Genomic DNA, 24063 nt, shown 5'->3' with positions numbered 1-24063 from the left:
CTCCAGGGCGTATTTCCGCCCCTTGGGAATAGTGTTTGCCGGGACGGAAACCTCCATCCCGCTCATGCATTATTTCTTGCAGGCATGGCCGGCGAGAGCAAGCGTCACGCCGGCCAGTTTCCGTATTTAGCCGCCAGGGCGACTGCGTGTTGCCACGCAGTCTCAGCCCAGTTCCGCCTCAAGCTGCGGAATGACGTCAAAGAGATCGGCAACAAGGCCATAATCCGCGACCTGGAAGATCGGAGCTTCCTCGTCCTTGTTGATCGCGACGATCACCTTGGAGTCCTTCATGCCGGCCAGATGCTGGATGGCACCGGAAATACCGCAGGCGATGTAGAGATCCGGGGCAACGACCTTGCCGGTCTGACCGACCTGCCAGTCATTGGGCGCATAGCCCGCATCCACCGCCGCGCGCGAGGCACCGACAGCGGCGCCGAGCTTGTCGGCCAGCGGCACGATCAACTCCTCGAACTTCTCCTTGGAGCCCAGCGCGCGCCCGCCGGAGATGATGATCTTCGCACCGGTCAGTTCCGGACGATCCGACTTGGAAAGCTCTTCGCCCACGAAGCTGGACAGCGCCGGATCGGCGGGGACCGCCACATCCTCGATCGCCGCCGAGCCGCCCTCACCCGCCGCCGCGAAGGACGCGGTACGCACGGTCAGGACCTTCTTGGCGTCTGCCGACTTCACCGTCTGGATGGCGTTGCCGGCATAGATCGGACGCTTGAAGGTGTCGGCGGAGTCAACCTCGATCACTTCCGAAAGCTGCATGACATCGAGCAGCGCGGCCACGCGGGGCATGTAGTTCTTGCCCGAGGTGGTCGCCGCGGTGACGATGGCGTCGTAGCCCTCGGCCATGGAGACGATAAGCGCGGACATCGGCTCGGCCAGCTGATGCTCCAACGCGTCCGCCTCGGCAACGAGCACTTTCGCAGCGCCGTCGAGCTTGGCGGCTTCTTCCGCCGCCGGCTTGCAGCCCTTGCCGGCCACCAGGATATGAACGTCACCGCCCAGAGCCTTCGCCGCGGTCAGGGCCTTGGCGGTCTGGTCGGAAAGGCTTGCATTATTGTGTTCGGCCACAAGAAGCGTGGTCATGGTCCTACTCCTCAATGGTCCCGATCAAAGCACGCCGGCTTCGTTCTTGAGCTTGGAGACAAGCTCCGCGACATCCGCCACCTTGACGCCGGCCTGACGCGCAGGCGGCTCGTTCGTGGCCACGACCGTCAGGCGCGGCGTGATATCGACGCCATAGTCGCCCGCGGCCTTTTCCTCGATCGGCTTCTTCTTCGCCTTCATGATGTTGGGAAGCGAAGCGTAGCGCGGCTCGTTGAGGCGCAGATCGGCGGTGACGATCGCCGGAAGGCTGAGCTTCACCGTCTGCAGGCCGCCGTCGATTTCGCGGGTCACCTGGAGAGACCCGTCGCCCAGTTCCACTTTCGAAGCGAAAGCGCCCTGTGCCCAGCCCAGAAGCGCGGCCAGCATCTGACCGGTCTGGTTGCTGTCGTCATCAATGGCCTGCTTGCCGAGAATGACCAGCTCCGGCTTCTCCTCGTCAACGATCGCCTTCAGGATCTTGGCAACGGCCAGCGGCTCCACCGCCTCATCGACCTTCACCAGGATGCCACGGTCGCCGCCCATGGCGAGACCCGTGCGGATCGTTTCCTGCGCCTGCTGCGGGCCGATGGAAGCAATCACGATCTCGGAAACCTTGCCGGCCTCCTTCAGACGAATCGCTTCCTCGACGGCAATTTCGTCGAAGGGGTTCATCGACATCTTGACGTTCGCCAGATCAACACCGGAACCATCCGGCTTCACGCGGACCTTGACGTTGTAGTCGATCACCCGCTTGACGGGCACGAGCACTTTCATGGGTTGTGGACCTCCGCATTGGCCGCCGCCGCAAGGGGCGCCGGGAGCGCGCCGGAATTATGCAACCGGCTGTCGGTAGATTGGCCGGATTTGGCCTGCAAATGCGGGGTTCTGCCCCCCGCAGAAGTTCGGGCGGGGACGGTACTGGGGCCTTGAATATGTGTCAACGTTCGCGCTGCAGCAAACTGCAAAAAACCCGTATATGCCTATGGGGAAACCGGGTCAGTCATGCGATAAACCTATTGCCTTCAAGGTGATGGTCGCCGCGCAAAGAGCCGCACCCCTGGCCGCCTCATGACGAGGACCAGCATGGCGCCCGCGGCCATACCGCCAATATGGCTCCACCAGGCAACCGTTTCCCCAACAGGCTGCAAGACCATATAGATCTGGAACACGACCCACGCGCCGAGAAACCAGTAGGCGGGCACCCGCAGCGGGATCCGGCCAAGCAGGACCCAGATCCGGGCATGGGGATGCAGCATCAGATAGGCGGCGACGATGCCGGCCACCGCACCGGAAGCCCCGATCACCGGCACGTTCGACTGCGGCAGCATGAGGACATGGACCAAGGCACCGGCTGCAGCACACAGCAGATAGAAGATGAGGTAGCGCAGGTGCCCCAGCGAATCCTCGACATTGTCGCCAAAGATCCACAGGAACAACATGTTGCCCGCCAGATGCCAGAAATCTCCATGAAGGAAGGCATAGGTGACGAGCGAGGCGTAGGTCTCAGCCGTTGGAGCGGTGAACAGGATCGGCACCGCGCCGTGAGCGACAGCCGCCGCGTTGACGGCGCGCGCCGCGCCGCCCGCCTCAACCACCCAAAAGACCGCGACATTGAGCGCGATCAGCGCCCAGGTGACGTATTGGCGCCGGATATGGGCGCGCGGGTTGTGATCATAAAGTGGAATGAACATGAAGTGGCGACGTGCTCCGGCGACCGATCCCCCTCGCCCCGATACCCGGCACCCGGCTCTGACACCCGGCGCCCGGATGATCCGGCTTGGCGAGGAGCGAACGTATCACGCCACAATGTCGGCGGCGACGCTTTCCCGTCCCCGTGGTTTATCCGACCCGACGCACCCCGCCGAAGGGGATCAGGCTGACAAGGAACAACACCAGCGCGGCCACCACCACCGACGGCCCGGTTGGCGTGTCGGCCTCCAGCGACAGGCCAAGCCCACCCACAACCGATGCGGCCCCGATAAGCGCGGCGATGATCGCCATGCTCTCCGGCGTCGCAGAAAAGCGGCGCGCGGCAGCAGCCGGGATAACCAGAAGCGACGTGATCAGCAGGATGCCGACAATCTTCATCGCGATCGCGATGACGGCCGCCACGAGAAACATCAAGACCAGCTTGCAGGCCAGCACCGGCACGCCTTCCGCGCGCGCAAGGTTCTCGTCCACGGTCACTGCCAGAAGCGGGCGCCACACGGCGGCCAGCGCCGCCAGCACCAGCCCTCCGCCGGCCCAGATGACAATCAGATCGCTCTTGCCCACCGCCAGAATGTCGCCGAACAGATAGCCCAGCAGGTCGATCCGCAGCCAGGACATGAAGGCCACGGTGACAAGACCGATGGAAAGCGCGGAATGGGAGAGAATGCCGAGCAGCGTATCGCCCGGAATAGCCTTCTGGCGCTGCAGGGCCAGAAGCACCAGCGCGATCGCCAGCGACACGGCCAGCACCGCCAGCGTCGCATCCACATCCAGCAGAAAGGCGAGCGCGATGCCCAACAGTCCCGCATGGGCCATCGTGTCACCGAAATAGGCCATGCGCCGCCAGACGATGAAACAGCCCAGCGGCCCCGCCACCAGCGCCACGCCGATTCCGGCCAGAAACGCGCGCAGAATGAAATCGTCAAACATCGGAACGCTCCTGCGCCTTGGGGCCATCCCCGTGAGTGTGGGAATGGTGATCGCCCGAACAGGCGTGATCATGACCGTCTGCCCCCGGACACGAGCCGTCGAGCGCATGATCGTGATCGTGATGATGCTGGTAGACGGAGACGGCCTGCGCCGCGCGCGGGCCGAAAAGCGTCCGGTATTCGGGACTGTTGGCAACCCGATGCGGCACCCCGGAGCAGCACACATGGCGGTTGAGACACACCACCCGGTCCGCCTCGCGCATAACCACGTGCAGATCGTGGGACACCAGAAGCACGCCACAGCCGCGGTTGCGCCGGATCGTGGAGATCAATTCGTAAAGCTCGATCTCACCGGCGAAGTCCACGCCCTGGACCGGCTCGTCGAGGACCAGAAGATGCGGCTCGCGCAACAGCGCGCGCGCCAGAAGAACCCGCTGCATTTCGCCGCCAGACAGGGCCTGAACCTGCGCCTTGACCAGATGCGCGACACCGGTTTCCGCAAGGGCCGCGGCCACCTGCGCGCGCGAGGCGCGCATGGTCAGCGTCATCAGCCGGGCCACCGTCAGCGGCATCGTCCAGTCGAGATGGAATTTCTGAGGGACATAGCCGACCCGGAGCCCGGGCGCACGTTCCAGCGTCCCCTCATCGGCGACTTCCAGACCGAGCACCGTCTTCACGAGGGTTGTCTTGCCGCCTCCATTCGGGCCAATCAGCGTGACGATCTCGCCACGCGAGACCGACAGATCGACGTGTTCTATCAGTTGCCGCCCGGACCGCCGCACACCGATATTCGTCGCCTTGATCAAAAGCGCGCCCGCCGCCTGCAGGGCGCTTGAGCGGGGAAGGTCCATCGTTCTCGTCATGCCCTGTCCGTTTTCCAGAAGCGGCGATATTTCAGCGTTGAGCATACCTGTCTATCCATCAACCGGCATGAATGCGAGTGCCCTGCCTTTGAACATGCCCTCAAATGCCCCCTTGACGGGCCCGCCGTCAAATGAAATGTAATGTTATAACGTAACATTCTGACGGAGTAACCTTCATGCCTCTCCAGCAAGCTGGATTGCGCGCGATGGCGGCTGGCCTTCTTCTTGGCATTGCCGCCACCACGTTTCCCATTGCCCACGCCCAGACGAACAAGGACAGCAACGTCCCCGGCGCGGCGCCGGATGTCGTCGTCTCCATCCAGCCCATCCATTCGCTGGTTGCCGGCGTCATGGGGGATCTGGGAACGCCGACATTGCTGGTGCATGGCGGGGCCTCTCCGCATGCCTATGCCCTCAAGCCGTCAGATGCCCGCGCCCTCGACAAAGCTCAAATCGTGTTCCGCGTGGGCGAAAATCTCGAAACCTTTCTCAATCATCCGCTGGAGACGCTGAGCGCCAAGGCCAAGGTCGTCGATCTTGCCGAGGTCGACGGGGTCCACACGCTCGGTTTCCGGGAAGGCGCCTTGTGGGAAGAGGACGGCCATGATCACCACGGCCACGACGCCCATGAAGGGGATGCCCATGAGGCGGACCACGATGGCCATGACGGCCACGAGACCCACGACCACGAAACCCACGCCCACGAACACGAGACCCACGCCCACGAACACAGCCACCATGGCGAAGACCCCCATGTGTGGCTGGATCCGGCGAATGCAAGGGCCATGGTCAACGCCATCGCCAAGACCCTGATCGCCGCCGATCCCGCCCACGCCGCCACCTACGAGACCAATGCCGCGAAGCTGAACGGGCGGCTGGCCGCGCTTGAGGAAAAGATCGAGGCCGAACTGCTCCCGGTGCGTGGACGCCCCTTCATCGTCTTCCATGACGCCTATCACTATTTCGAGCATCGCTTCGAGGTGGAAGCGGTCGGCGCCGTCGCGGTCAATCCCGAGCAGCAGCCGGGCGCGGCCCGCATCCGCGAGATCCGCGATCGTATCGCGCAGACATCCGCCGTCTGTGTCTTCACCGAACCGCAATTCCGTCCGCGTCTCGTCGACACGCTTCTGGAAGGCACGTCCGCGCGGGCAGGTGTGCTTGATCCGCTGGGGGCCGATATCGCGCCCGGCCCCGACGCCTATGAAACGATGATGCAGGCCCTGGCCGACACCCTGCACAACTGCCTTGCCGGGGAATAGGCACTGCCACACTCTCTCTTGTGGGTGCTGGTGAAGCCTTTTCGTGAAAACGACGGGCCCGCCCCCTTCGCGTGGGCCTGTCGACACCCTATATTGGGCGAGAAAAGGCGGCGCCGGACGATGGTCCGGCGGCCGCCGCTCTGTTTTGCGCGAAGGAAGCATCATGTCCGCAACCCCGTCCAGCGAGCGCCAGATCCCCGTCACCGTGCTGACCGGCTATCTGGGCTCCGGCAAGACCACGCTCTTGAACCGCATCCTCACCGAGGACCATGACAAGCGGTACGCGGTGATCGTCAACGAATTCGGCGAAATCGGCATCGACAACGATCTGCTGGTGGAATCGGACGAAGAAATCTTCGAGATGAACAATGGCTGCATCTGCTGCACCGTGCGCGGCGACCTGATCCGCACGGTGGAGAATCTGATGAAGCGCAAAGGGGCTTTCGACGCCATTCTGGTGGAAACGACCGGTGTCGCCGACCCTGCCCCCGTCGCCCAGACCTTCTTCATGGACGAGGACGTGCGCCAGGCCGCCAAGCTCGACGCGGTGGTGGCCGTGGTCGACGCCAAGCACCTGCCCGCGCGGCTCGCCGACACCGACGAGGCGGCCGACCAGATCGCCTTTGCCGATGTGATCCTGCTCAACAAGACCGATCTCGTCTCCGACGGCGAACTGCGCGACGTGGAAGGAGCGATCCACGCGATCAATCCCTATGCCATCGTCCACAAGACGGAACGCTGCTCCATCGATCTCGGCAAGATTCTCGACCGCGGCTCCTTCGATCTGGACCGTATCCTGTCGCTCGACCCGAATTTCCTCGCCGAGGACGGTCATGTCTGCGGCCCGAACTGCGACCACGACCACCATGATCATGATCATGACCATGAGCACGGGCATGACCACGATCATGGGCACGATCAGCACCACCATGATCACGGCCATCACCACCATCATCATGACGACCCGCATGGCGTGAAGAGCATTTCCCTCACCGCCGGTGAGCTGGATCCGCAGAAATTCTTCCCCTGGATCCAGCAGACGACCCAGATGCAGGGCCCGAACATCCTGCGCCTGAAGGGCATCCTGGCCTTTGCCGGAGATGACGATCGCTATGTACTGCAGGGGGTTCACATGATCGTGGAAGGCGACCATCAGCGCGCATGGAAGGACGGGGAGAAACGCGAAAGCCGCCTCGTCTTCATCGGGCGCGACCTTCCGGTGGAAATGCTGGAAGCCCATTTTGCCGCCTGCGCGGCCTGAGAAAATTCTCATCCGGAACACGCAAGATCCGATCGAAAGACACTTTTCGCCCGGATCTTGCCGTCTCTCAGCCCTTTCGCCTCTTGCCGAGGCGCGAAAGCACCCCCTTGGCGCTGCGTCGGGCGGTCTCGTAGGCCGCGATATCGGCATGGGCCATGGCCATGCGCGCGCCCGCCCCGCGACCTCCCGCTATGAGCATAGTCCCGAAAATTTCGCGGTCTTTCCACATTCCGTCGATGAGCGATGGAGCCTGGCCGGAGAGTGAATCCACCTCCAGCAGGCCGTCGATGGCGAAATACTTCTCCATCGCCGCAAGCACGACCTGAACGCCGGGCGACTGGCTGGCCTGTTCCTCATCAAAGGCGATCTTCCACTCATAGACGCGCGGCCCGTCCCGGAAGGCGACCACAGCGGCAATCGTGCGTTCATCGAGCCGCAGCCGGTCTACAAGCAGCTTGCCCGAAGCCGCAAATTCCTGAACCGCTTCGCGTGCGAAGGCCGCGTGATAGGGGTTGCTGGCGAGCGCCGTTGCGCTTTCGCCTTTCCAGCCGGACTGTTCCAGCTCCAGAAACGCCTCGAACGCCTCCACGGCCTGCGCCCCGCTCAGGTGATCGCGCACCAGGTGCCCCTGCTCCTTGAGACGCCGGTATCCCTTGGCGTAGCGTCGACGCCGCTGTCCGGAAATCCGCTGCAGAAACGCCTCCATCGTGCCCTCAAGGGACAGGACCGGACGTTCGTAGTGAGCGGTATCGTCGAGTTTCAGGCGCGCTGCCGCTGCCGCATCGCGAAAGGCTGCGGCGACCGCTCCGTCCAGCCTCTGCTGGGGCATGGCGAGAAACGTTCCCACGTGTGACATGACCACCCGGAGAAGCTTTTCAGCCGCCGCCTGGGCACAATCGGCACAAAGAAGCGGGGTGCCGAGGGGAGCGTAGGCATGGGTCCAGACATGCGGCGTCTTCCAGGCCAGCCCCAGCGGCTTGCGACCAAGGGGCATCAACCCGGCCAGTCCGCCGCCGCCACGCCTGCGCACCGCCGCGATGGTGATTGGTTCGCTTTCCACATGATGCAGGTAGGACAACAGGAATTCCGGTCGGAAGAACGGATTGGGCTCCATCGCCTGCTCCGCCAGCTCGGCCCAGGCCCCGGCCTCCTCCACCGCTTCCATCGGTGTCATCAACAAAGGTTCGAGCGCGGAAATCGCGACCGGAGCCGCCAGTGGCGCGTCGCCTTCTGCGGGCATCATGTCGTCCCTGTCCATCGTCCCCTCCTCTTCCATGGCCCGTCCACCATGGTCGCGCACCCCTCGCGCATCGCCTTCGCGTTGCGTCAGGTCGCATCCGGCTTTTGCCACGAAAGCCGCGTCCAGATGAACGAGTGGATCCCCAGTCGCCTGCGGGCCACCCAGAACAGACTGGAGGCTTCAAAGCACATGGAGATCGCCGTCGCGATGGCAGCCCCGATGAGACCATAGAGCGGAATGAGCGTCACGTTCAGGATGACATTCACCGCAAAGGCCGCCGCATAGGCAACCGCGCAACGCTTCTGCTCACCGGCCATGGTCAGAAGCGCATCCACCGGACCGACGGAGGCGCGCGCCAGCACACCGACCATCAGAACCGACAGAATGGCATGACCGCCGGTGAAATCCTTGCCGAAAAGCTGGAGAATATACTCACCGAACAGCACCAGCAGCCCCGCGCAGGCCAGCGAGGGCCAGAAGGTCCAGCGTACCGATTGGCGCACATAGTCCGCCAGTCCCTCATGATCACCGCTGTGATGAAAGCGCGAATAGCGATGGGCCGAGGCCGCCTTGACCGCATAGTAGACGAAATGCACGAGCGCCAGCGTCTTTGCGGCGGCGTAATAGACCGCCACCTCATCGGGCGGTGCGAAATAGCTGACCATGAGAACATCGGCACTGGTCAGCAGCGTGAAGAAGCCCTCCACCAGAAAGATCGGCAGGGACAGGCGCATCCAGTCGCCCGGCGTCCAGAGTTTCGGCCCCGCCTCCACGACACCACGCAGACGGCGGTTCATGGCGAAACGCTGCTGCAGGGCGACGCACCAGGTCGCGACAATCGCCACGATGCAAATGGTGGTGGCGGTGTGTGAAAACCCGGCAAGGCTGGCGGCGACGGCCCCCACGAAGATCAGAAGCGGTCGCCAGATATAGGTCGGCAACATCGCCAGATCGCCCCAGTCGCGCGCCCGCGCGATCCCTTCCTGAACATCGGTCAGGGTGAACATGGGCAGACACAGCGCCGCCAGATAGGCTGGCATGATGTAGTAATCGGGAATGTGGTCGGACCCGATCCAGACGATCGCCATCGCGACCAGCATCAATAGGGTGGCCGCCGTCACCGCGATGATGCGGCTGGCACTGAGAACGCCGCGCAGAAGATCAAGCTTGCCGGTGGCCAGATATTCCGGGATCAACCGCTGCACGGCGGAATTGAAACCGATCGGCGCGATGACGCCCAGAATGATCACCACCGTCCACACCACGACATAGATGCCGTATTCGTGGCTGCCCATCCAGCGCGCGAGAAACACCTGAAGACCATAGGCAAGCGCCGCGCCCAGAATGCGCACCCCAAAGGTGAACAGGGCCATGCGCTGCGCTTTTGCGGAATCGGTCGTACTGCCGAGAATTGCGCGGATGCGTCCGACAAGACCAACCGTCTCGCCCGCCGTGTCAGTATTCTTCTGATCCAAATTGTTCTGATCCAACTTCGGCGTACGCGGACCTCCGGCATGCGGAAAGATCGTCATGAACCGTCCCTGTTCTTGAAGCCGGCGAGCCCCTATCGCAGGCCACAACCTCCCGCCATCGCAGGACGCAATTTAAAAACATGCAAGAAATGACACATTGACCTTAATTTTCTATATCTGATCGCACCTTGCCGGAACACCGTTCGCAGAGGCCTCACGCTGCGTCCCGAGGCAACACCTCCCCCGGTTACCCGTGGATCATCATACGATTATCACACCCCGATAGAATAACGTTCAGGCACGTAACGTGGGAGCTCCAGGCCCCCTTGCCACCTTCGGCGGTCCCCCCGATTGCGACTGCCGCCGCCTCCAACCGTCCCACGTCACCCGAAAATCCAATGCCAGACGGCGGTCCAGAGCGGCGTTTTCCACGCCCTTGTCCACCGCTGCGATGTGGCCTTGCCCCGGCATTTTCCGGCCCCCCCATCCCCTCATCCATCTCCTGTGCACAGCGTCCGGGCTTGTCGTTTCTGTCCGCTTGACTCCGTGCGCTCTTGTTGGAATCTAATAGAACATAACAGGAACAAACATGAGGTGCGGCGATGGCTGGCGCTCAGGCGGAGCCGGATCTTGCCGAGCTTCGACGACGAATCGCGCAACTGGAAAGCGGCTCTGTGCGCCCGAAATCGCGGTCCATGGCCCCCGCGGCAAGGGATGACGGACAACGCCTGGGCGCCGGTGGGACGACCGGCCTTTCCGCCCCCGCGCGCCGCTTCGATCCCGGTTTTGGCGCGGTGCTGGCGGGGACAGGACTGGAAGCGGGCCTTGCCTGCGGCGCGCTGCACGAAATCGTCAGCGACGAGACGCGTCAGGCGGGGGCGGCAGCGGGGTTCGCACTGGCGCTGGTAACCCGGCTCGCCTTCGCCTGCCCCGGCGCCCTGCTCTGGGTCTCGGATGCCAGTGTGCCGATGGAGGCCGGACGGCTCCATGCGGCGGGTCTGGCGCAGTTCGGGCTCGATCCGGACAGGATCATCGAAGTGCGTACGCACAGCCCCGGCGACACGTTGTGGGCGCTGGAGGAGGGCCTTGGCTGCGCAGGCCTGGTCGGCGTGATCGGGGAATTCCTTCAAGCCCCGCGCGCGCTTGATCTCACCGCCTCGCGCCGCCTTGCACTGCGCGCCGCAGAAGGGGGCGTCACGGGGTTTCTGGTCAGCCACGCCGCCCCCTCGACACCGGGAGCCGCGGCCACGCGCTGGCGCATCGCCAATGGGCCGAGCCGCGCCTCCGCCGGCCCACAGCCGGATGCCGCCACGGATGAAGCGGAACCGGGTTGTGAACGTGAATTGGGCTTCCCCGCATGGCGGGTGCGGCTGGAACGGAACCGCGCGGGCAAGCCCGCCGCATTCGATCTGGAGTGGGACTGCGATGAGCGCATCTTCCGGACGGCAACGCATCTTGAGCCTGTGGCTGCCGCGCCTTGCGACCGACAGGATCGCCCGCAAGGCGACAGCGGGACCGCGCATGTCGGCGGCGAACTCATCCGCCTGCGCTTTGGCGGGCGCGGCCGGTGAGCCCACGTCCGACCGACCCCATATCATCGTGGAGGAAGCGAAAGGCGCGCTCAGGATCGCGGCGGTTGACGCCATTGCCGCGCGACGGGGCCTGTGTGTCGGCGAACCGCTGGCCGATGCCCGCGCCCGTGTGCCCGATCTCATTGCCCATGATGCGGACCCTCAGGCCGATGCCGCCCTTGTGGAACACATCGCCGACTGGTGCGACCGCTACACCCCTCTGGTCGCTCTTGATCCGCCCGATGGCCTGCTTCTCGACATCTCCGGCTGCGCCCATCTCTTTGCCGACCGCAAGAATGGGGACGACGGCGAACGCGCCCTGCTCGATGATCTGGCACCCCGCTTGCGCGCTCAAGGCTTCGCGGTGCGCGCCGGTCTGGCCGATACGCCGGGCGCGGCCTGGGCGGTGGCGCGCTTCGGCGGACGTCCCGGCCTTCAAGGTGCGATCCGCATCCCCCCGCGCGAGACCCGCGAGGCCCTGCTCCCCCTGCCGCTTTGCGCCCTGCGGCTGGAGCCGGACACGGTGGCGGCTCTTGATCGCGTCGGCCTGAAACGCATCGGCGATATCGCCGATCGCCCGCGCGCGCCGCTTGCCAGCCGCTTCGGGCCGGGTCTCATCACCCGGCTCGACCAGGCCATGGGCTTTGCCGAGGAACCGATCTCCCCGCGCATGGCCGTCGCCCAGCTTTCCGTCGAACGACGCCTGGCGGAGCCCATTGCGCGCGAGGAGGATGTGCGCGAGGCGCTCCGCCATCTCGCCTCCCTGCTCGCCCGGCGACTGGAAAAGGCAGGCCTTGGCGCGCGCGCGCTGGAATTCACGCTCTTTCGCGTCGATGGCGCGGTGCGCAGACTGGTCGTGGGAACCGGCGCGCCCTTGCGCAGCCCCGCCCGGGTGCTCTCGCTTTTCGCAGAGAAGCTGCGCAAGGCGGGCGATGAGCTCGATGCGGGCTTCGGCTTCGATCTGCTGCGTCTGTCGGTTCTGGAAAGCCAGCGCGACGACGGCACCCAGATCGGCATGGGCGAGGAAGCGGCGCAGGCCGACGCGCTTGCCCACCTGATCGATCGTCTCGGCGCACGCCTCGGCCTTCGCGCGGTCACCCGTTTCCTGCCCTGCGACACCCACCTGCCGGAACACAGAAGCGCAAGTGTGCCCGCCGCCCTTGCGCGCGAAGACGCGCTTTTCTGGATTGCCGAGGCGACCGGCGGGGCCGGTCCCACTCGCCCCTTGCGCCTTCTGGAGCGCGCCGAACCGGTGGAAACGGTTGCAGGTGTGCCCGATGGCCCGCCGCTTCGGTTCCGCTGGCGTCGTGCTTTCTACGAAATCGCCAGAAGCGAGGGCCCCGAACGGCTCGCCGCACAATGGTGGAGCCGTGGTGCGGACGCGCCCACCCGCGACTATTTCCGCGTCGAGGACACGACGGGACGGCGCTTCTGGCTTTATCGCGAGGGCCTTTACGGGCGCGAGACAGCCGCCCCACGCTGGTATCTGCACGGGCTTTTCGCATGAGTGGACCGGTTTCATGACCCGCTATGCAGAACTGTGTGCGGCCACCAATTTCTCCTTCCTGCGCGGAGCCTCGCATCCGGAGGAACTGGCCGTTGCCGCGGCCCAGATGGGCCTTGCCGGACTTGGCGTGTGCGACCGCAATTCCCTGGCGGGCGTCGTGCGCACCCATCTGGCCGCCAAGGAAGCAGGCTTACGCTATGCGCCGGGCTGCAGGCTTGTCTTTGCCGATGGCACACCCGACGTGCTTGCCTGGCCCCGCGACCGCGCCGCCCATGGCCGCCTGACGCGCCTTCTCACCCTCGGCAATCGCCGTGCGCCCAAGGGCCAGTGCCTTCTGGCCCTCGATGATCTGCGCGCATGGGGCGAGGGTCTGGAGCTGGGCGTCATGCCGCCTGCAAGCCCGACCGCCCCAAAGGCGCCCATCCTTGAGACATTGCGCGCACTCGCAGACACCTTTCCCGGTGCCGTCCGCCTCATCGCGACCATGCCCCACGGCCCGAGCGACGGGCGCAGGCTGGCCGGCCTTGCCCAGATGGCGCGCGCGGCGGAGGTGCCGCTGATGGCGAGCAATGACGTGCTCTATCACGCCCCCCACCGGCGCAGGCTTCAGGATGTGCTCACCTGCATCCGCGAGCATGTCACCCTTCGCGAGGCCGGACGGCGGCTTGAGGCCAATGCCGAGCGTCACCTGAAAGCCGCGCCCGACATGGCCCGTCTTTTCCGCGCGCATCCAGACGCCATCGACGAGACGCTGCGCCTTCTGGAGCGCCTCACCTTCTCGCTGGACGATCTCGCCTATGAATATCCGGACGAGCCGGTGGAAGGCTTTGCCGACCCGCAAGCGGCCCTGGAACATTTCACGCAGGAAGGCGCGCGGCTGCGCTACCCCGATGGTGTTCCCGACAAGGTGCGCGCCGCGCTCAGCTATGAACTGGGCCTCATCCGCGAGCTGCAATACGCGCCCTATTTCCTGACCGTCTTCGACATTGTGCGCTTTGCCCGTTCGCGCGCGATCCTGTGTCAGGGGCGTGGTTCGGCGGCCAATTCCGCGGTCTGTTTCTGCCTCGGCATCACCGAGGTCGACCCGGCGCGCGCCGACCTGCTCTTTGAACGATTCATCTCGCCGGAACGCCGCGAACCGCCCGATATCGACGTCGATTTCGAGCATGAACGGCGCGAGGAGGTGATTCAGTACATCTATGCCCGCTACAGCCGCGAGCGCGCAGGCCTTGCCGCCACCGTCATCACCTACCGCGCCCGCTCCGCGCTGCGCGAGGTCGGCAAGGCTTTCGGCCTGTCGCAGGATGCGGTCGCCGCCCTTGCCGGAACGATCTGGGGCTCATCGAAAAGCGGAACCCAGGAGGCCGCCCTTCGCGCAGGCCTCGACCCGAAGGAACACACGCTTTCGCAAGTGCTGGAACTTTCGCGCGCCATTGCCGGATTTCCCCGTCACCTCTCCCAGCATGTGGGCGGCTTCGTCATCACCCGCGGACGGCTTGACGAGCTTGCCCCCATCCAGAACGCGGCCATGCCGGGCCGCACGGTGATCGAATGGGACAAGGACGATCTAGATGCCCTCGGCATCATGAAGATCGACATATTGGCACTGGGCATGCTGAGCGCCATTTCCAAGGCGCTTGAGATGTTGCAGCGCCACTATCGCCTCCCCCTCACCATCGCCACCATCCCGGCGGAGGTGCCCGCCGTCTACGACATGCTGTGCCGGGCCGATTCGGTCGGCGTCTTCCAGGTGGAAAGCCGGGCGCAGATGACCATGCTGCCGCGCCTGCGCCCGCGCGAATTCTACGATCTCGTCATCGAGGTGGCGATCGTGCGCCCCGGTCCCATTCAGGGCGACATGGTGCATCCCTATCTGCGCAGGCGGCAGGGGCTGGAGGATGTCAGCTATCCCAAGGAGGAGCTGCGCGCGGTGCTGCACAAGACGCTGGGCGTGCCGCTCTTTCAGGAACAGGCCATGCGCATCGCCATCGTCGCCGCGGGCTTCACGCCGTCGGAGGCCGACCGCCTGCGCCGCGCCATGGCGACCTTCCGCCGGGTCGGCACCATCGGCACCTTTCAGACCAAGATGATCGAGGGCATGGCCGCCAACGGCTATGAGCGCGATTTCGCCGAACGCTGCTTCCGCCAGATCGAGGGCTTCGGGGAATACGGATTTCCCGAAAGCCACGCCGCCTCCTTCGCGCTGCTGGTCTATGCCTCCTCATGGCTGAAATGCTTCTACCCGGACGCCTTCTGCGCCGCGATCCTGAACGCCCAGCCGATGGGCTTCTATGCGCCCGCCCAACTCGTGCGCGATGCGCGCGAACACGGCGTGGAGATCCGGCCCGTCGATATCAATCATTCCGGCTGGGACAACGATCTTGAAGCCCGCGAGCCGGAGGCGCCCGCCCCGCCGCTCCACGCCAACCACCGTGCCATGGCGGGCGTCAGCCGGGCCCGTCATGCGGTGCGCCTGGGCCTCCGGCAGGTGAAGGGGCTGAAACAGAACGAGATGGAACAACTGACGGCAGCGCGCGGGCGGGGCTACGATTCCATCCGCGACCTGTGGCTGCGCACCGGGCTGTCGCGGGCGACCATCGAACGGCTGGCCGATGCGGACGCCTTCCGCTCCATCGGGCTGGACCGGCGCGAGGCGCTGTGGGCGGCGCGGGCGCTGGCCAAGGGGAAAACCGGCGCGAAGGCCGATCTCCTGCCGCTCTTCGATGTGGAGCATCACGGCGATCTCACCCGCGAGCCGGACGCCGACCTGCCGCCCATGCCGATGGGCGAACAGGTCGTCAACGACTATCGCTACCTGCGCCTGTCGCTGAAGGCGCATCCGGTTTCCTTCGTGCGCGCCCATCTCCACCGCGCCCGTGTGCGCCCCAATGCGGACCTTGCCGCCACACCTTCGGGGCGGAATATCTGCGTGGCCGGGCTGGTGCTCATCCGCCAGCGACCGGGCACGGCCAAGGGCGTCATCTTCATGACGCTGGAAGACGAGACGGGCGTCGCCAATATCATCGTCTGGCCGAAGGTCTTCGAGAAGTTCCGCGCCGTGGTTCTGGGCGCGCGCTTCGTTCAGGTGCGCGGCACGCTGCAATCGGCCGAAGGGGTCATCCACGTGGTCGCCCACGACCTTCGCGACGTGAGCGATCTCTTGCAGGTTCTCTCAAGCGATGCGGGCGACATGGATGCCACCGCGCGCGGCGACGAGGTCAAACGCCCCATTGAGGATTTCCGCCACAAGCCGAAGCCCGGCGCCCGTGTCCGCAGCCTGATCGGCGACCCCCGTGGCCCGGAACCCGCCGCCCGCGATCAGGCGCCCGCAGCCGCCGTCATGCCCAAGGGGCGCAATTTCCACTAGCTCACTTCAGAAAAGCGGCGTCATCTGCGCAATCGGGATAAGACCGATGCGGATCATCCCATCGCGGAAGGTGAGTGTCGCGCTGACCGCGGCCGCCTCGTCGGGCCCGCTTTTCTTGCCAAACCCCATCAGCGCGCCCTGAAAGGCCATCGGGATCCTGGAATCGGCCGGATAGAAGGGCGCAACCAGCCCTGCCACCTGGCCGGGCTCCACCGCGCTCACGTCCAGCTCGCCCTCAAGAAACCCCTCACGGGTCACCGTCAGCTCGCCATGGGCGGCAAGCCGCGCGCCATCGCGGGAAAGAAAGACCTCCTCAATATCGAGAGGCCGGCCGATGAGATCCCGCGCCTCGATCTTCCCCGTCAGCAGATCGCGGCCATCCGGCACGCGCACCAGAACACCGCCATCGAAGGGAGTGGCATTGGCGACCGTCCCGACCAATGTCACGTCCTTCAGCGTCAGCGCGATATCGGCGGCTTGAGGATTATCCAATGCACGGCGCAAATGCAGTTCGGCAAGCTTGCCCGTCGCCTTCTGCGAGGTGGAACCGCCGAGCAGGCCGAGATTCAGATCCTCGAAGGAAAGCGCAGCCTCGCTCAGCTCCCAGTCATCCAGTTCGAGACTGGCGTGACCGATGGTCCATCCGCCTTCGATGCTCGCCGCAAACGGCGACATGCGGGCGGCAAGCGGGGCGTCGGCTTCGAAAATGATGTGATACGGCTTGTAGATCAGCGCCACGGCCCGGAACCCCGCGACGGACACCTGTTCCCCGCCGGAAAGCGCCACATCCGTCGCGGCGCAGTGAATCTCGATCCGGAACGGATAGCCGGAAATCTCCCGGTCCGCGCAGGAGATCTGCACCCCTTGCTGCGCCAGAAGGGCGAGCCTGGCATCGAGTTGCTCTTTCACCATGCCCGACGCATAGAACCAGAACGCGGACCAGCCGCCGATCACGAGAAGAACGGCGGCGGTCATAAAGGTGTGGCGAAGGCTTTTCATCGACAGGCGATTCCTGAATTGACTTGTGCGCCCTTTCCCTGACGGACAAGGGCGGCAGCATGGTGGCGGAGCAATAGCAAATTTCCCGCAGGATCATAGCCTGTGCGCGCAAATGCCTCCCCGCAGCCCCCTCATGCCTTGCACCTGCGCGGCGGCGCTGATAGAGCGGCAGGCTTTCGCTGCGGCAGATCTGCCGGAACCAGATTGGAGAGGCAAAGCGCATGGAAGACTTGTGGGTGTTCGGCTACGGATCGCTGATCTGGCGTCCGGGTTTCGCACATGTCGAAACCGCCCCCGCCCTCCTGCGCGGCTCCCATCGTTCGCTCTGTGTCTATTCCTGGGTCCATCGCGGCACACAAGCCCGCCCCGGCCTCGTGCTCGGGCTGGATCGCGGCGGCGCCTGCCGCGGCCTTGCCTTCCGCGTCGAGGCGAAAAACCGCGACGAGGTCATCGCCTATCTGCGCGAACGCGAGCAGGTCACCATGGTCTATCGCGAGGTTTACCGGGACGTGACGCTCGATGACGGGCGGCGCGTCAAGGCGCTGAGCTATGTGGTGGAACGCGGCCATGCACAATATGCCGGCGCGCTTGCGCTGGAGCATCAGCTGGAAATCGTGCGCGACAGCCACGGCCAGTCCGGCCCCAACCGCGACTATGTGCTGAACACCGCCGACCACCTCTACGAACTCGGCATCCATGACAGCGGCCTGCACTGGCTGGCAGACGCCCTGCGCACACGGCCCTGAGCCTCGCCGTCCCTGCCTGGCGCGGGATCAGATCTCGCGTTTGAGCGGACGGCTCATGAGCGTTTGCAGCGCGTCATCAACGGAAAGCACATCGGCCAGCACACTTGCCACCACCTCGCAGATCGGAAGCTCCACGCCCTCCCGCCTGCCAAGCTCCACCGCCACTGGCGCGGTGTGAACGCCTTCGACGAGCTTTGTGCCCGGCGCGGTCAATTCGGCCACAGAGCCCCCCCTGCCCACCTCGATGCCGAACGCCATGTTGCGCGATTGCGGCGAGGACGCCGTAAGGACCAGATCCCCCAGCCCCGAGAGCCCCGACAGGGTTTCGCTCTGCGCGCCCATGGCCTTGGCGAGCCTTGAAAGCTCCGCGAAGCCGCGGGCGATCAGGGCAGCCTGCGCGCTCGCGCCCAGTCCGCGCCCGACAATCACCCCGCAAGGGATCGCCAGCACATTCTTGAGTGCGCCGCCGATCTGCACACCGACAAGATCCGTTGAGGAATAGGGCCGGAGACTGTCGCAGGCCAGCGCACGGGCCAGATCGTCGGCAAGGTCCGCATCACCAGCGGCGACCGTCACCGCCGTCGGCAGGCCGCGCGCCACGTCACTGGCGAAGCTCGGGCCGGAGAGAACCGCGACCGACGCGCCGGGCAAGGTTTCGGCGAGCACATCGCCCAGCAGCTTGCCCGAGCCATGTTCGAGCCCCTTGGCACACAGCACCACCGGCGTACCGGCACGAAGGAAAGGCGCCATTTGCCCCGCCAGCGCGCGGGTCGTCTGGGCCGGGGTCACGAGCAGCACCGCATCCGCATCGACCGCCTGCGCCAGGTCTCCCGTCGCCTTGATCGGCCGATCAAGCGTGATGCCGGGCAGGCGCGGGGTCTGGCGGGAGGCATTGATGGAGGAGACCGTCTCCGCATCGCGCGCATAGAGCGAGACATCGCGCCCGGCGCGCGCGGCGACCAGCGCCAGCGCCGTGCCCCATGAGCCACCGCCCACGACACCGATCCTTTGAAATCTCATACCTTCGCTCCCTTGCGCCCGTCTCCGAGCATCGGCTGCGCCGTCGCGTCCAGCGGCCAGCGCGGGCGCGGGCTGACATCCAGTTCATCCACCAGGCCGAGCACGAACCGCTCCGCCCCCGCCCAGGCGATCATCGCGCCATTGTCGGTGCAAAGCTGCGGCGGCGGCGCAACGAGCCGTGCCCCCACAGCTTCCGCGGCCTGTTCAAGCCCGTCGCGGATGCGCTGGTTCGCAGCCACTCCCCCCGCAATGACGAGCACCGGCTCCACGCCCGGATATTCCTCCTCAAACAGCGCCAGCGCCCGCCCCGCACGCTGCGAGACCACATCGGCGGCGGCTTCCTGAAAGGAGGCACACAGATCCGCCACATCCTGATCGCTCAAGGGGGCGGCGCGCTCCGCCGCCACGCGGACAGCCGTCTTCAGACCGGCAAAGGACATGTCGAGACCGGGGCGATTGAGCAACGGGCGCGGCAGATCGAACCGCGAGCCGTTGCCCGTCTTCGCGGCCCGTTCCACCGCAGGCCCGCCCGGATAGGCAAGCCCCAGGAGCTTGGCCGTCTTGTCGAAGGCCTCGCCCAGCGCATCGTCGATGGTGGAGCCGAGGCGGACATAGTCGCCGACCCCGCGCGCCAACACGAATTGCGTGTGGCCGCCGGAAACCAGAAGCATCAGGTAGGGAAAGGAAACATGGTCGGTAAGCCGCGCCGTCAATGCGTGGGCTTCCAGATGGTTGACCGCGACAAGCGGCTTGTCGGCGGCCAGTGCGATCGCCTTGGCGGTCATCAACCCCACGATGACGCCGCCGATGAGCCCGGGCCCGGCGGTTGCCGCCACGGCGTCGAGATCGTCGAACGCGACCCCGGCCTCATCCATGGCGGTGCGCACCAGCCCGTCCAGCAGCGCGATATGCGCGCGCGCCGCGATTTCCGGAACGACGCCGCCAAAAGCCGCATGATCCTCGATCTGGGATCGCACGATATTGGACAGGATCTCGCCGGTTCCGTCGGCGTTTCGGCGGATGACGGCAGCTGCGGTCTCGTCGCAACTCGTCTCGATTCCGAGCACGAGTGCCCCCGCCACATCTGCCGGTGCGAAATTTGTTTGCAGTGCCGGGTCGTCTCCGGCTAGCTCATTGGACATGGCGCCTTCGGGCCTTATCATTACGCTCTGTCTGCCGGTCTCGCCGGCCAACTTGTCGCCGCTTCTTTTTCGGTTCTCCACGAGCCGGACGCAAGCGGCCCTAACCCGGGAACAAGATCATTGCAATCGAAACCTGTCCGGATCGGCACGCGCGGCAGTGCGCTGGCGCTTGCCCAGGCTCATGAGACACGCGATCGGCTTATGAAGGCCCACGGCCTGCCGGAGGAAGCCTTCCAGATTGCGATCATCAAGACGTCCGGCGACAGAATTCTCGATCGTGCGCTGTCGGAGGTTGGTGGCAAGGGCCTTTTTACCAAGGAAATCGAAGACGCGCTTCTCTCCGGTGATATCGACTTTGCGGTCCATTCGTCAAAGGACATGCCGACGCTGCTGCCGGACGGGCTGGAAATCTCCGCTTTTCTGCCGCGCGAAGATGTGCGCGACGCCTTCATCTCGCCCAAGGCGTCGACGCTTCTCGACCTGCCGCAAGGCGCGGTTGTCGGCTCCGCCTCGCTGCGCCGTCAGGCCATGGTAAAGCGCCTGCGGCCCGATCTTGAAGTCGTGACCTATCGCGGTAACGTGCAAAGACGGCTTGAAAAGCTGGCCGAAGGTGTCGTTGACGCCACCCTGCTCGCCTATGCGGGCCTCAAACGGCTGGGGCTCGGCGATGTGGTCACGTCGGTGATTGACGAAGATTCCTTCCTGCCGGCGGTTGGACAGGGCGCGATCTGCATCGAAAGCCGCATCGGGGATGAGCGGATCGGCGCGCTTCTGGCCGCGATCCATCATGAAGAGACCGCCATCTGCCTGACAGCCGAACGCGCATTCCTGCGGGAACTGGATGGCTCCTGCCGCACACCGATCGCGGGTCTGGCACGGATTGCCGACAGCACGGTGACACTGCGCGGCCTCATCCTGAAGCCCGATGGCAGCCTGTGCCACGAAGGCGTGCGCGAGGCGAATATTGCAGATGCCGCCGCGATGGGGGCAGATCTCGGCCTGGCGCTGAAGGCTGCGGCCGGCCCCGGCTTCCTGGCCGAATAGACAGGCGGACGGCATGCGCATCCTGCTCACCAGACCGCAAGATCAATCCCGTGCGACCGCCGCGCTCCTGCGTGAGGCCGGGCATGAGGCGCTGATCGCGCCGATGCTGCGGATCGAGCCGGTCGATGCGCCGCCCTTTCCCACCCATGATATCGCCGCCCTTGCTGTGACCAGCGCGCGGGCGGTGGAGGAACTGGGAAAGCGCCGCGAATGCGCGGAACTGCGGGCTAAGACCGCCTTTGCCGTTGGCGAAAGAACGGCACAGGCGCTGCGCGCGGCCGGGTTCACCGCGGTCGCCGCCGCAGCCGGTGATGCGACCTCGCTTGCCAAGGCGGCCATTGACGGGCTCGCCCCGTCCGCCGGGACCATCCTTTATCCCTGTGGTTGCGAACGGCGCGGCGAACTCGACCAGGCCCTGGAGGCCGCCGGTTTTTCCGTCCGCCTCGTGGAGCTTTACCGCGCCCGCATGGTTGAGGCCCTGCCCGCCGATATCCGCGAAGCGATGCTGCAGGGCGCAATCGACCGGGTGCTGATCTATTCCAAGCGCACCGGCGAAGCCTTTGTCCATGCCCTCAAAACGGCAGGCATCGATCCTGCCACCCTGCATGTGCTGGCCATCTCCGAAAACGCCGGAGCCGCGCTGGAACGGGCCGGCGCGCGCGTTTCAGTGGCGTCCTACCCCGACGAGCCCTCTCTGCTCGACCTTCTTGCCGCCTGACGACGCGCCGCAACGGCCCGTCCTCACCTTGCGAGATACACCGCCGGTCCGCTTCCCCTCACCTTTCCGGCCAAGGCGTACCGCAAGCGCCCTGCCCAGTCTTGCCAACCGCCCTGTCAGGCTCTAGCAATTCCTGCACGAATTTCTCAAACAGGCGCGGAAACTCCCATGGCAACGCACAATCTCCTGCTGCTCCCCGGTGACGGCATCGGCACCGAAATCATGGCTGAAGTGAAGAAGATCATCAGCTGGTTCAATGAAAAGGGCACCGTGAGCTTCGAGATCGAGGAAGGCCTCGTGGGCGGCGCAGCCTATGATGCGCATGGTGAAGCCATCTCCGAAGAGGACATGGCCAAGGCCATGGCCGCGGATGCGGTGATCTTCGGTGCGGTGGGCGGCCCCAAATGGGACGGCGTCGACTATGACAAGCGCCCGGAAGCCGGTCTTCTGCGTCTGCGCAAGGATCTGGAGCTTTTCGCCAACCTGCGCCCGGCCATCTGCTACCCGGCGCTGGCCGCCTCGTCCTCGCTGAAGCCGGAAATCGTCGAAGGCCTCGATATCCTGATCGTGCGCGAGCTGACCGGCGGCGTCTATTTCGGCGAGCCGAAGACGATCACCGATCTCGGCAACGGCCAGAAGCGCGCCATCGACACGCAGGTCTATGACACGTTCGAAATCGAACGCATCGCCGGTGTCGCCTTCGATCTTGCCCGCACGCGCAAGAACAAGGTCTGCTCGATGGAAAAGCGCAACGTGATGAAGTCGGGCCTTCTGTGGAACGAAGTCGTCACCGCCGTCCATGACGCCAAGTACAAGGACGTTGAGCTGACCCACATGCTGGCCGATGCCGGCGGCATGCAGCTTGTGCGCGCTCCCAAGCAGTTCGACGTCATCGTGACCGACAACCTGTTCGGCGACATGCTCTCCGATATCGCCGCCATGCTGACCGGCTCCCTGGGCATGCTGCCTTCCGCTTCGCTGGGTGCGCCCGACGCCAAGACCGGCATGCGCAAGGCCATGTACGAGCCGGTCCACGGCTCCGCTCCCGACATCGCAGGCACCGGCGCCGCGAACCCGATCGCCATGATCGCCTCCTTCGCGATGGCGCTGCGCTACTCCTTCGGCCTCGTGGAAGAAGCCGACCTGGTCGAGAAGGCGATCTCCGCCGCCCTCGACAAGGGCCTGCGCACCGGCGACCTGATGAGCGAAGGCATGACCAAGGTCGGCACCACCCGGATGGGCGATGCGATCCTGGCGGAAATCGAAGCGCTGGCCTGATAGCCACCTCTCCCGCAAGGACGGGACTTGTTCGCACCCACAGGGCCATCCGTTTCAGGCAACTTGTCCGGAAATGGGTGGCCCTTTTCTGTTTGGGCCAGAGCAATCCGCGTTCCCGGGCAACTTGACCGATTTTGGGAGGAAATCATGACCGATCCACATGCCGTCACCACGATGGAGGCGCTTGAAGGCATTTACGGAGAGCCGGCGCACAGATCTCTGATCAAGGAACTCGACCACATTTCCGATCACTATCGCGCCTTCATCGAAGCCGCGCCCTTTGTGGTGATCGCAAGCGTGGGCGAAGAGGGGCTGGATTGTTCGCCGCGTGGCGATCCGGCGGGCTTCGTGCATGTGCGCGATGACAAGACCGTTCAGATCCCGGATCGGCGCGGCAACAACCGCATCGATACGCTTCGCAACATCGTGCGCGATCCGCGCGTCTCGCTGCTGTTCCTGATACCCGGCATCGGCGAAACCCTGCGGATCAACGGCCGGGCCGAGATCACGACCGACCCCGACCTCTGCGCCACCTTCGCCATCAACGGCAAGACCCCGGCCACCGTCCTGAACGTCAGTGTGGATCGCGTCTATTTCCAATGCCAGAAAGCGCTCGCACGCTCCCGGCTCTGGGCCCGCGAAACCCAGATCGAGCGGGACCGCCTGCCATCCACGGGAACGATCATCAAGGCGCTCGATGACGCCTTCGATGCGGCGGCCTATGATGCGAATTACCCCGAGCACATGGCCAAAACGATCTATTGATCCGGCGCGGCCGGCCCATGCCGGCTGCCACCTTGCACGGATTGAACACGCAGCCGGACCCCGCCGCACTTGCAAAC

20 protein-coding genes are annotated in these 24063 nt (G+C 65.1%); 10 read left to right on the top strand and 10 right to left on the bottom strand.

Translation table 11 applies throughout. The annotated features are described in order from the left end of the window. Window positions 1-162 precede the first annotated feature (162 nt). The 5 genes from ABGM93_RS14685 to ABGM93_RS14665 form a co-directional block, all read right to left on the bottom strand. The gene (locus tag ABGM93_RS14685; protein WP_319774639.1) at window positions 163-1095 is read right to left on the bottom strand and encodes an electron transfer flavoprotein subunit alpha/FixB family protein; all 933 of its coding nucleotides are present in this window, start codon (window positions 1093-1095) and stop codon (window positions 163-165) included. Window positions 1096-1119: 24 nt separating this feature from the next. Then, complete coding sequence (locus ABGM93_RS14680; RefSeq protein ID WP_321500703.1) at window positions 1120-1869, bottom strand: electron transfer flavoprotein subunit beta/FixA family protein; 750 nt, start codon at window positions 1867-1869, stop codon at window positions 1120-1122. A gap of 248 nt (window positions 1870-2117) precedes the next feature. Continuing rightward, the gene (locus ABGM93_RS14675; protein WP_321500699.1) at window positions 2118-2786 is read right to left on the bottom strand and encodes a rhomboid family intramembrane serine protease; all 669 of its coding nucleotides are present in this window, start codon (window positions 2784-2786) and stop codon (window positions 2118-2120) included. A 148-nt stretch (window positions 2787-2934) separates the two neighbouring features. After that, a complete protein-coding gene (gene znuB / locus ABGM93_RS14670) occupies window positions 2935-3735 on the bottom strand; it encodes a zinc ABC transporter permease subunit ZnuB (RefSeq protein WP_319774642.1) in 801 nt (266 codons plus the stop codon). After that, a complete protein-coding gene (locus ABGM93_RS14665; RefSeq protein WP_321505923.1) occupies window positions 3728-4585 on the bottom strand; it encodes a metal ABC transporter ATP-binding protein in 858 nt (285 codons plus the stop codon). The genes znuB and ABGM93_RS14665 overlap by 8 nt, the downstream gene beginning before the upstream one ends. A 188-nt stretch (window positions 4586-4773) precedes the next feature. On the opposite strand from ABGM93_RS14665, the gene znuA reads away from it, so the two are divergent. Continuing rightward, window positions 4774-5856 (top strand): zinc ABC transporter substrate-binding protein ZnuA, encoded by a 1083-nt coding sequence (gene znuA, locus ABGM93_RS14660; RefSeq protein WP_321500694.1) that lies wholly within the window; start codon window positions 4774-4776, stop codon window positions 5854-5856. 163 nt (window positions 5857-6019) lie between these two features. Continuing rightward, window positions 6020-7117, top strand: a complete 1098-nt coding sequence (locus tag ABGM93_RS14655) for a GTP-binding protein (RefSeq protein WP_321500690.1) — start codon at window positions 6020-6022, stop codon at window positions 7115-7117. A 67-nt stretch (window positions 7118-7184) separates the two neighbouring features. Here the strand turns inward: ABGM93_RS14655 and ABGM93_RS14650 are convergent, their stop codons facing one another. Continuing rightward, the gene (locus tag ABGM93_RS14650; protein ID WP_321500688.1) at window positions 7185-8468 is read right to left on the bottom strand and encodes a GNAT family N-acetyltransferase; all 1284 of its coding nucleotides are present in this window, start codon (window positions 8466-8468) and stop codon (window positions 7185-7187) included. After that, window positions 8444-9832, bottom strand: a complete 1389-nt coding sequence (locus ABGM93_RS14645) for a lipopolysaccharide biosynthesis protein (RefSeq protein WP_321500686.1) — start codon at window positions 9830-9832, stop codon at window positions 8444-8446. Before ABGM93_RS14645 ends, ABGM93_RS14650 begins: the two co-directional genes overlap by 25 nt. 599 nt (window positions 9833-10431) lie before the next feature. On the opposite strand from ABGM93_RS14645, the gene ABGM93_RS14640 reads away from it, so the two are divergent. The 3 genes from ABGM93_RS14640 to ABGM93_RS14630 are packed head-to-tail and all read left to right on the top strand — an operon-like array spanning window position 10432 to window position 16274. Next, entirely contained in the window at window positions 10432-11400 is a 969-nt protein-coding gene (locus ABGM93_RS14640) for a hypothetical protein (protein WP_321500684.1), read from the top strand. Then, a complete protein-coding gene (locus tag ABGM93_RS14635) occupies window positions 11351-12907 on the top strand; it encodes a DNA polymerase Y family protein (protein ID WP_321505921.1) in 1557 nt (518 codons plus the stop codon). The genes ABGM93_RS14640 and ABGM93_RS14635 overlap by 50 nt, the downstream gene beginning before the upstream one ends. A 13-nt stretch (window positions 12908-12920) precedes the next feature. After that, entirely contained in the window at window positions 12921-16274 is a 3354-nt protein-coding gene (locus ABGM93_RS14630) for an error-prone DNA polymerase (RefSeq protein WP_321500682.1), read from the top strand. 6 nt (window positions 16275-16280) lie between these two features. Here ABGM93_RS14630 and ABGM93_RS14625 read toward each other — a convergent pair whose 3' ends face one another. After that, on the bottom strand, window positions 16281-17273 hold the full coding sequence (locus tag ABGM93_RS14625) for a DUF2125 domain-containing protein (protein ID WP_321500680.1): 993 nt from the start codon (window positions 17271-17273) through the stop codon (window positions 16281-16283). Window positions 17274-17494: 221 nt separating this feature from the next. Between ABGM93_RS14625 and ABGM93_RS14620 the strand changes: the two genes are divergently transcribed. Next, on the top strand, window positions 17495-18019 hold the full coding sequence (locus ABGM93_RS14620; protein WP_321500678.1) for a gamma-glutamylcyclotransferase: 525 nt from the start codon (window positions 17495-17497) through the stop codon (window positions 18017-18019). Window positions 18020-18046: 27 nt separating this feature from the next. On the opposite strand, the gene ABGM93_RS14615 is transcribed toward ABGM93_RS14620, so the two are convergent. Together ABGM93_RS14615 and tsaD are read right to left on the bottom strand one after the other, a co-directional pair. Beyond that, entirely contained in the window at window positions 18047-19039 is a 993-nt protein-coding gene (locus tag ABGM93_RS14615) for an NAD(P)H-dependent glycerol-3-phosphate dehydrogenase (RefSeq protein ID WP_321500676.1), read from the bottom strand. Next, the gene (gene tsaD, locus ABGM93_RS14610) at window positions 19036-20181 is read right to left on the bottom strand and encodes a tRNA (adenosine(37)-N6)-threonylcarbamoyltransferase complex transferase subunit TsaD (protein ID WP_321500674.1); all 1146 of its coding nucleotides are present in this window, start codon (window positions 20179-20181) and stop codon (window positions 19036-19038) included. Before tsaD ends, ABGM93_RS14615 begins: the two co-directional genes overlap by 4 nt. A gap of 120 nt (window positions 20182-20301) precedes the next feature. On the opposite strand from tsaD, the gene hemC reads away from it, so the two are divergent. From hemC to ABGM93_RS14590, 4 genes are all read left to right on the top strand, one after another. Next, window positions 20302-21225 carry a hydroxymethylbilane synthase gene (hemC, locus tag ABGM93_RS14605; protein ID WP_321500672.1) on the top strand — a complete coding sequence of 308 codons (924 nt, stop codon included), beginning with the start codon at window positions 20302-20304 and terminating at the stop codon, window positions 21223-21225. A gap of 13 nt (window positions 21226-21238) precedes the next feature. Further along, window positions 21239-21943, top strand: a complete 705-nt coding sequence (locus tag ABGM93_RS14600) for a uroporphyrinogen-III synthase (protein ID WP_321500670.1) — start codon at window positions 21239-21241, stop codon at window positions 21941-21943. Window positions 21944-22111: 168 nt separating this feature from the next. Beyond that, window positions 22112-23221, top strand: coding sequence for a 3-isopropylmalate dehydrogenase (leuB, locus tag ABGM93_RS14595; RefSeq protein WP_321500668.1), 1110 nt, complete (start codon window positions 22112-22114; stop codon window positions 23219-23221). Window positions 23222-23368: 147 nt separating this feature from the next. Beyond that, window positions 23369-23986, top strand: a complete 618-nt coding sequence (locus tag ABGM93_RS14590; RefSeq protein WP_321500666.1) for a pyridoxamine 5'-phosphate oxidase family protein — start codon at window positions 23369-23371, stop codon at window positions 23984-23986. Window positions 23987-24063: the final 77 nt, after the last annotated feature.

This window comes from Breoghania sp., from assembly GCF_963674635.1.
Taxonomy (GTDB): Bacteria; Pseudomonadota; Alphaproteobacteria; order Rhizobiales; family Stappiaceae; genus Breoghania.
Note: the sequence above shows the minus strand (reverse complement) of the source record. Positions and strands in the feature narration are given on the sequence as shown.

Coding starts and splice junctions, on each gene's coding strand:
- ABGM93_RS14685 (WP_319774639.1), bottom strand. CDS start 1,095: ATGACCACGCTTCTTGTGGCCGAACACAATAATGCAAGCCTTTCCGAC.
- ABGM93_RS14680 (WP_321500703.1), bottom strand. CDS start 1,869: ATGAAAGTGCTCGTGCCCGTCAAGCGGGTGATCGACTACAACGTCAAG.
- ABGM93_RS14675 (WP_321500699.1), bottom strand. CDS start 2,786: ATGTTCATTCCACTTTATGATCACAACCCGCGCGCCCATATCCGGCGC.
- znuB (WP_319774642.1), bottom strand. CDS start 3,735: ATGTTTGACGATTTCATTCTGCGCGCGTTTCTGGCCGGAATCGGCGTG.
- ABGM93_RS14665 (WP_321505923.1), bottom strand. CDS start 4,585: ATGGACCTTCCCCGCTCAAGCGCCCTGCAGGCGGCGGGCGCGCTTTTG.
- znuA (WP_321500694.1), top strand. CDS start 4,774: ATGCCTCTCCAGCAAGCTGGATTGCGCGCGATGGCGGCTGGCCTTCTT.
- ABGM93_RS14655 (WP_321500690.1), top strand. CDS start 6,020: ATGTCCGCAACCCCGTCCAGCGAGCGCCAGATCCCCGTCACCGTGCTG.
- ABGM93_RS14640 (WP_321500684.1), top strand. CDS start 10,432: ATGGCTGGCGCTCAGGCGGAGCCGGATCTTGCCGAGCTTCGACGACGA.
- ABGM93_RS14635 (WP_321505921.1), top strand. CDS start 11,351: ATGTCGGCGGCGAACTCATCCGCCTGCGCTTTGGCGGGCGCGGCCGGT.
- ABGM93_RS14630 (WP_321500682.1), top strand. CDS start 12,921: ATGACCCGCTATGCAGAACTGTGTGCGGCCACCAATTTCTCCTTCCTG.
- ABGM93_RS14625 (WP_321500680.1), bottom strand. CDS start 17,273: ATGAAAAGCCTTCGCCACACCTTTATGACCGCCGCCGTTCTTCTCGTG.
- ABGM93_RS14620 (WP_321500678.1), top strand. CDS start 17,495: ATGGAAGACTTGTGGGTGTTCGGCTACGGATCGCTGATCTGGCGTCCG.
- ABGM93_RS14615 (WP_321500676.1), bottom strand. CDS start 19,039: ATGAGATTTCAAAGGATCGGTGTCGTGGGCGGTGGCTCATGGGGCACG.
- tsaD (WP_321500674.1), bottom strand. CDS start 20,181: ATGTCCAATGAGCTAGCCGGAGACGACCCGGCACTGCAAACAAATTTC.
- ABGM93_RS14600 (WP_321500670.1), top strand. CDS start 21,239: ATGCGCATCCTGCTCACCAGACCGCAAGATCAATCCCGTGCGACCGCC.
- leuB (WP_321500668.1), top strand. CDS start 22,112: ATGGCAACGCACAATCTCCTGCTGCTCCCCGGTGACGGCATCGGCACC.
- ABGM93_RS14590 (WP_321500666.1), top strand. CDS start 23,369: ATGACCGATCCACATGCCGTCACCACGATGGAGGCGCTTGAAGGCATT.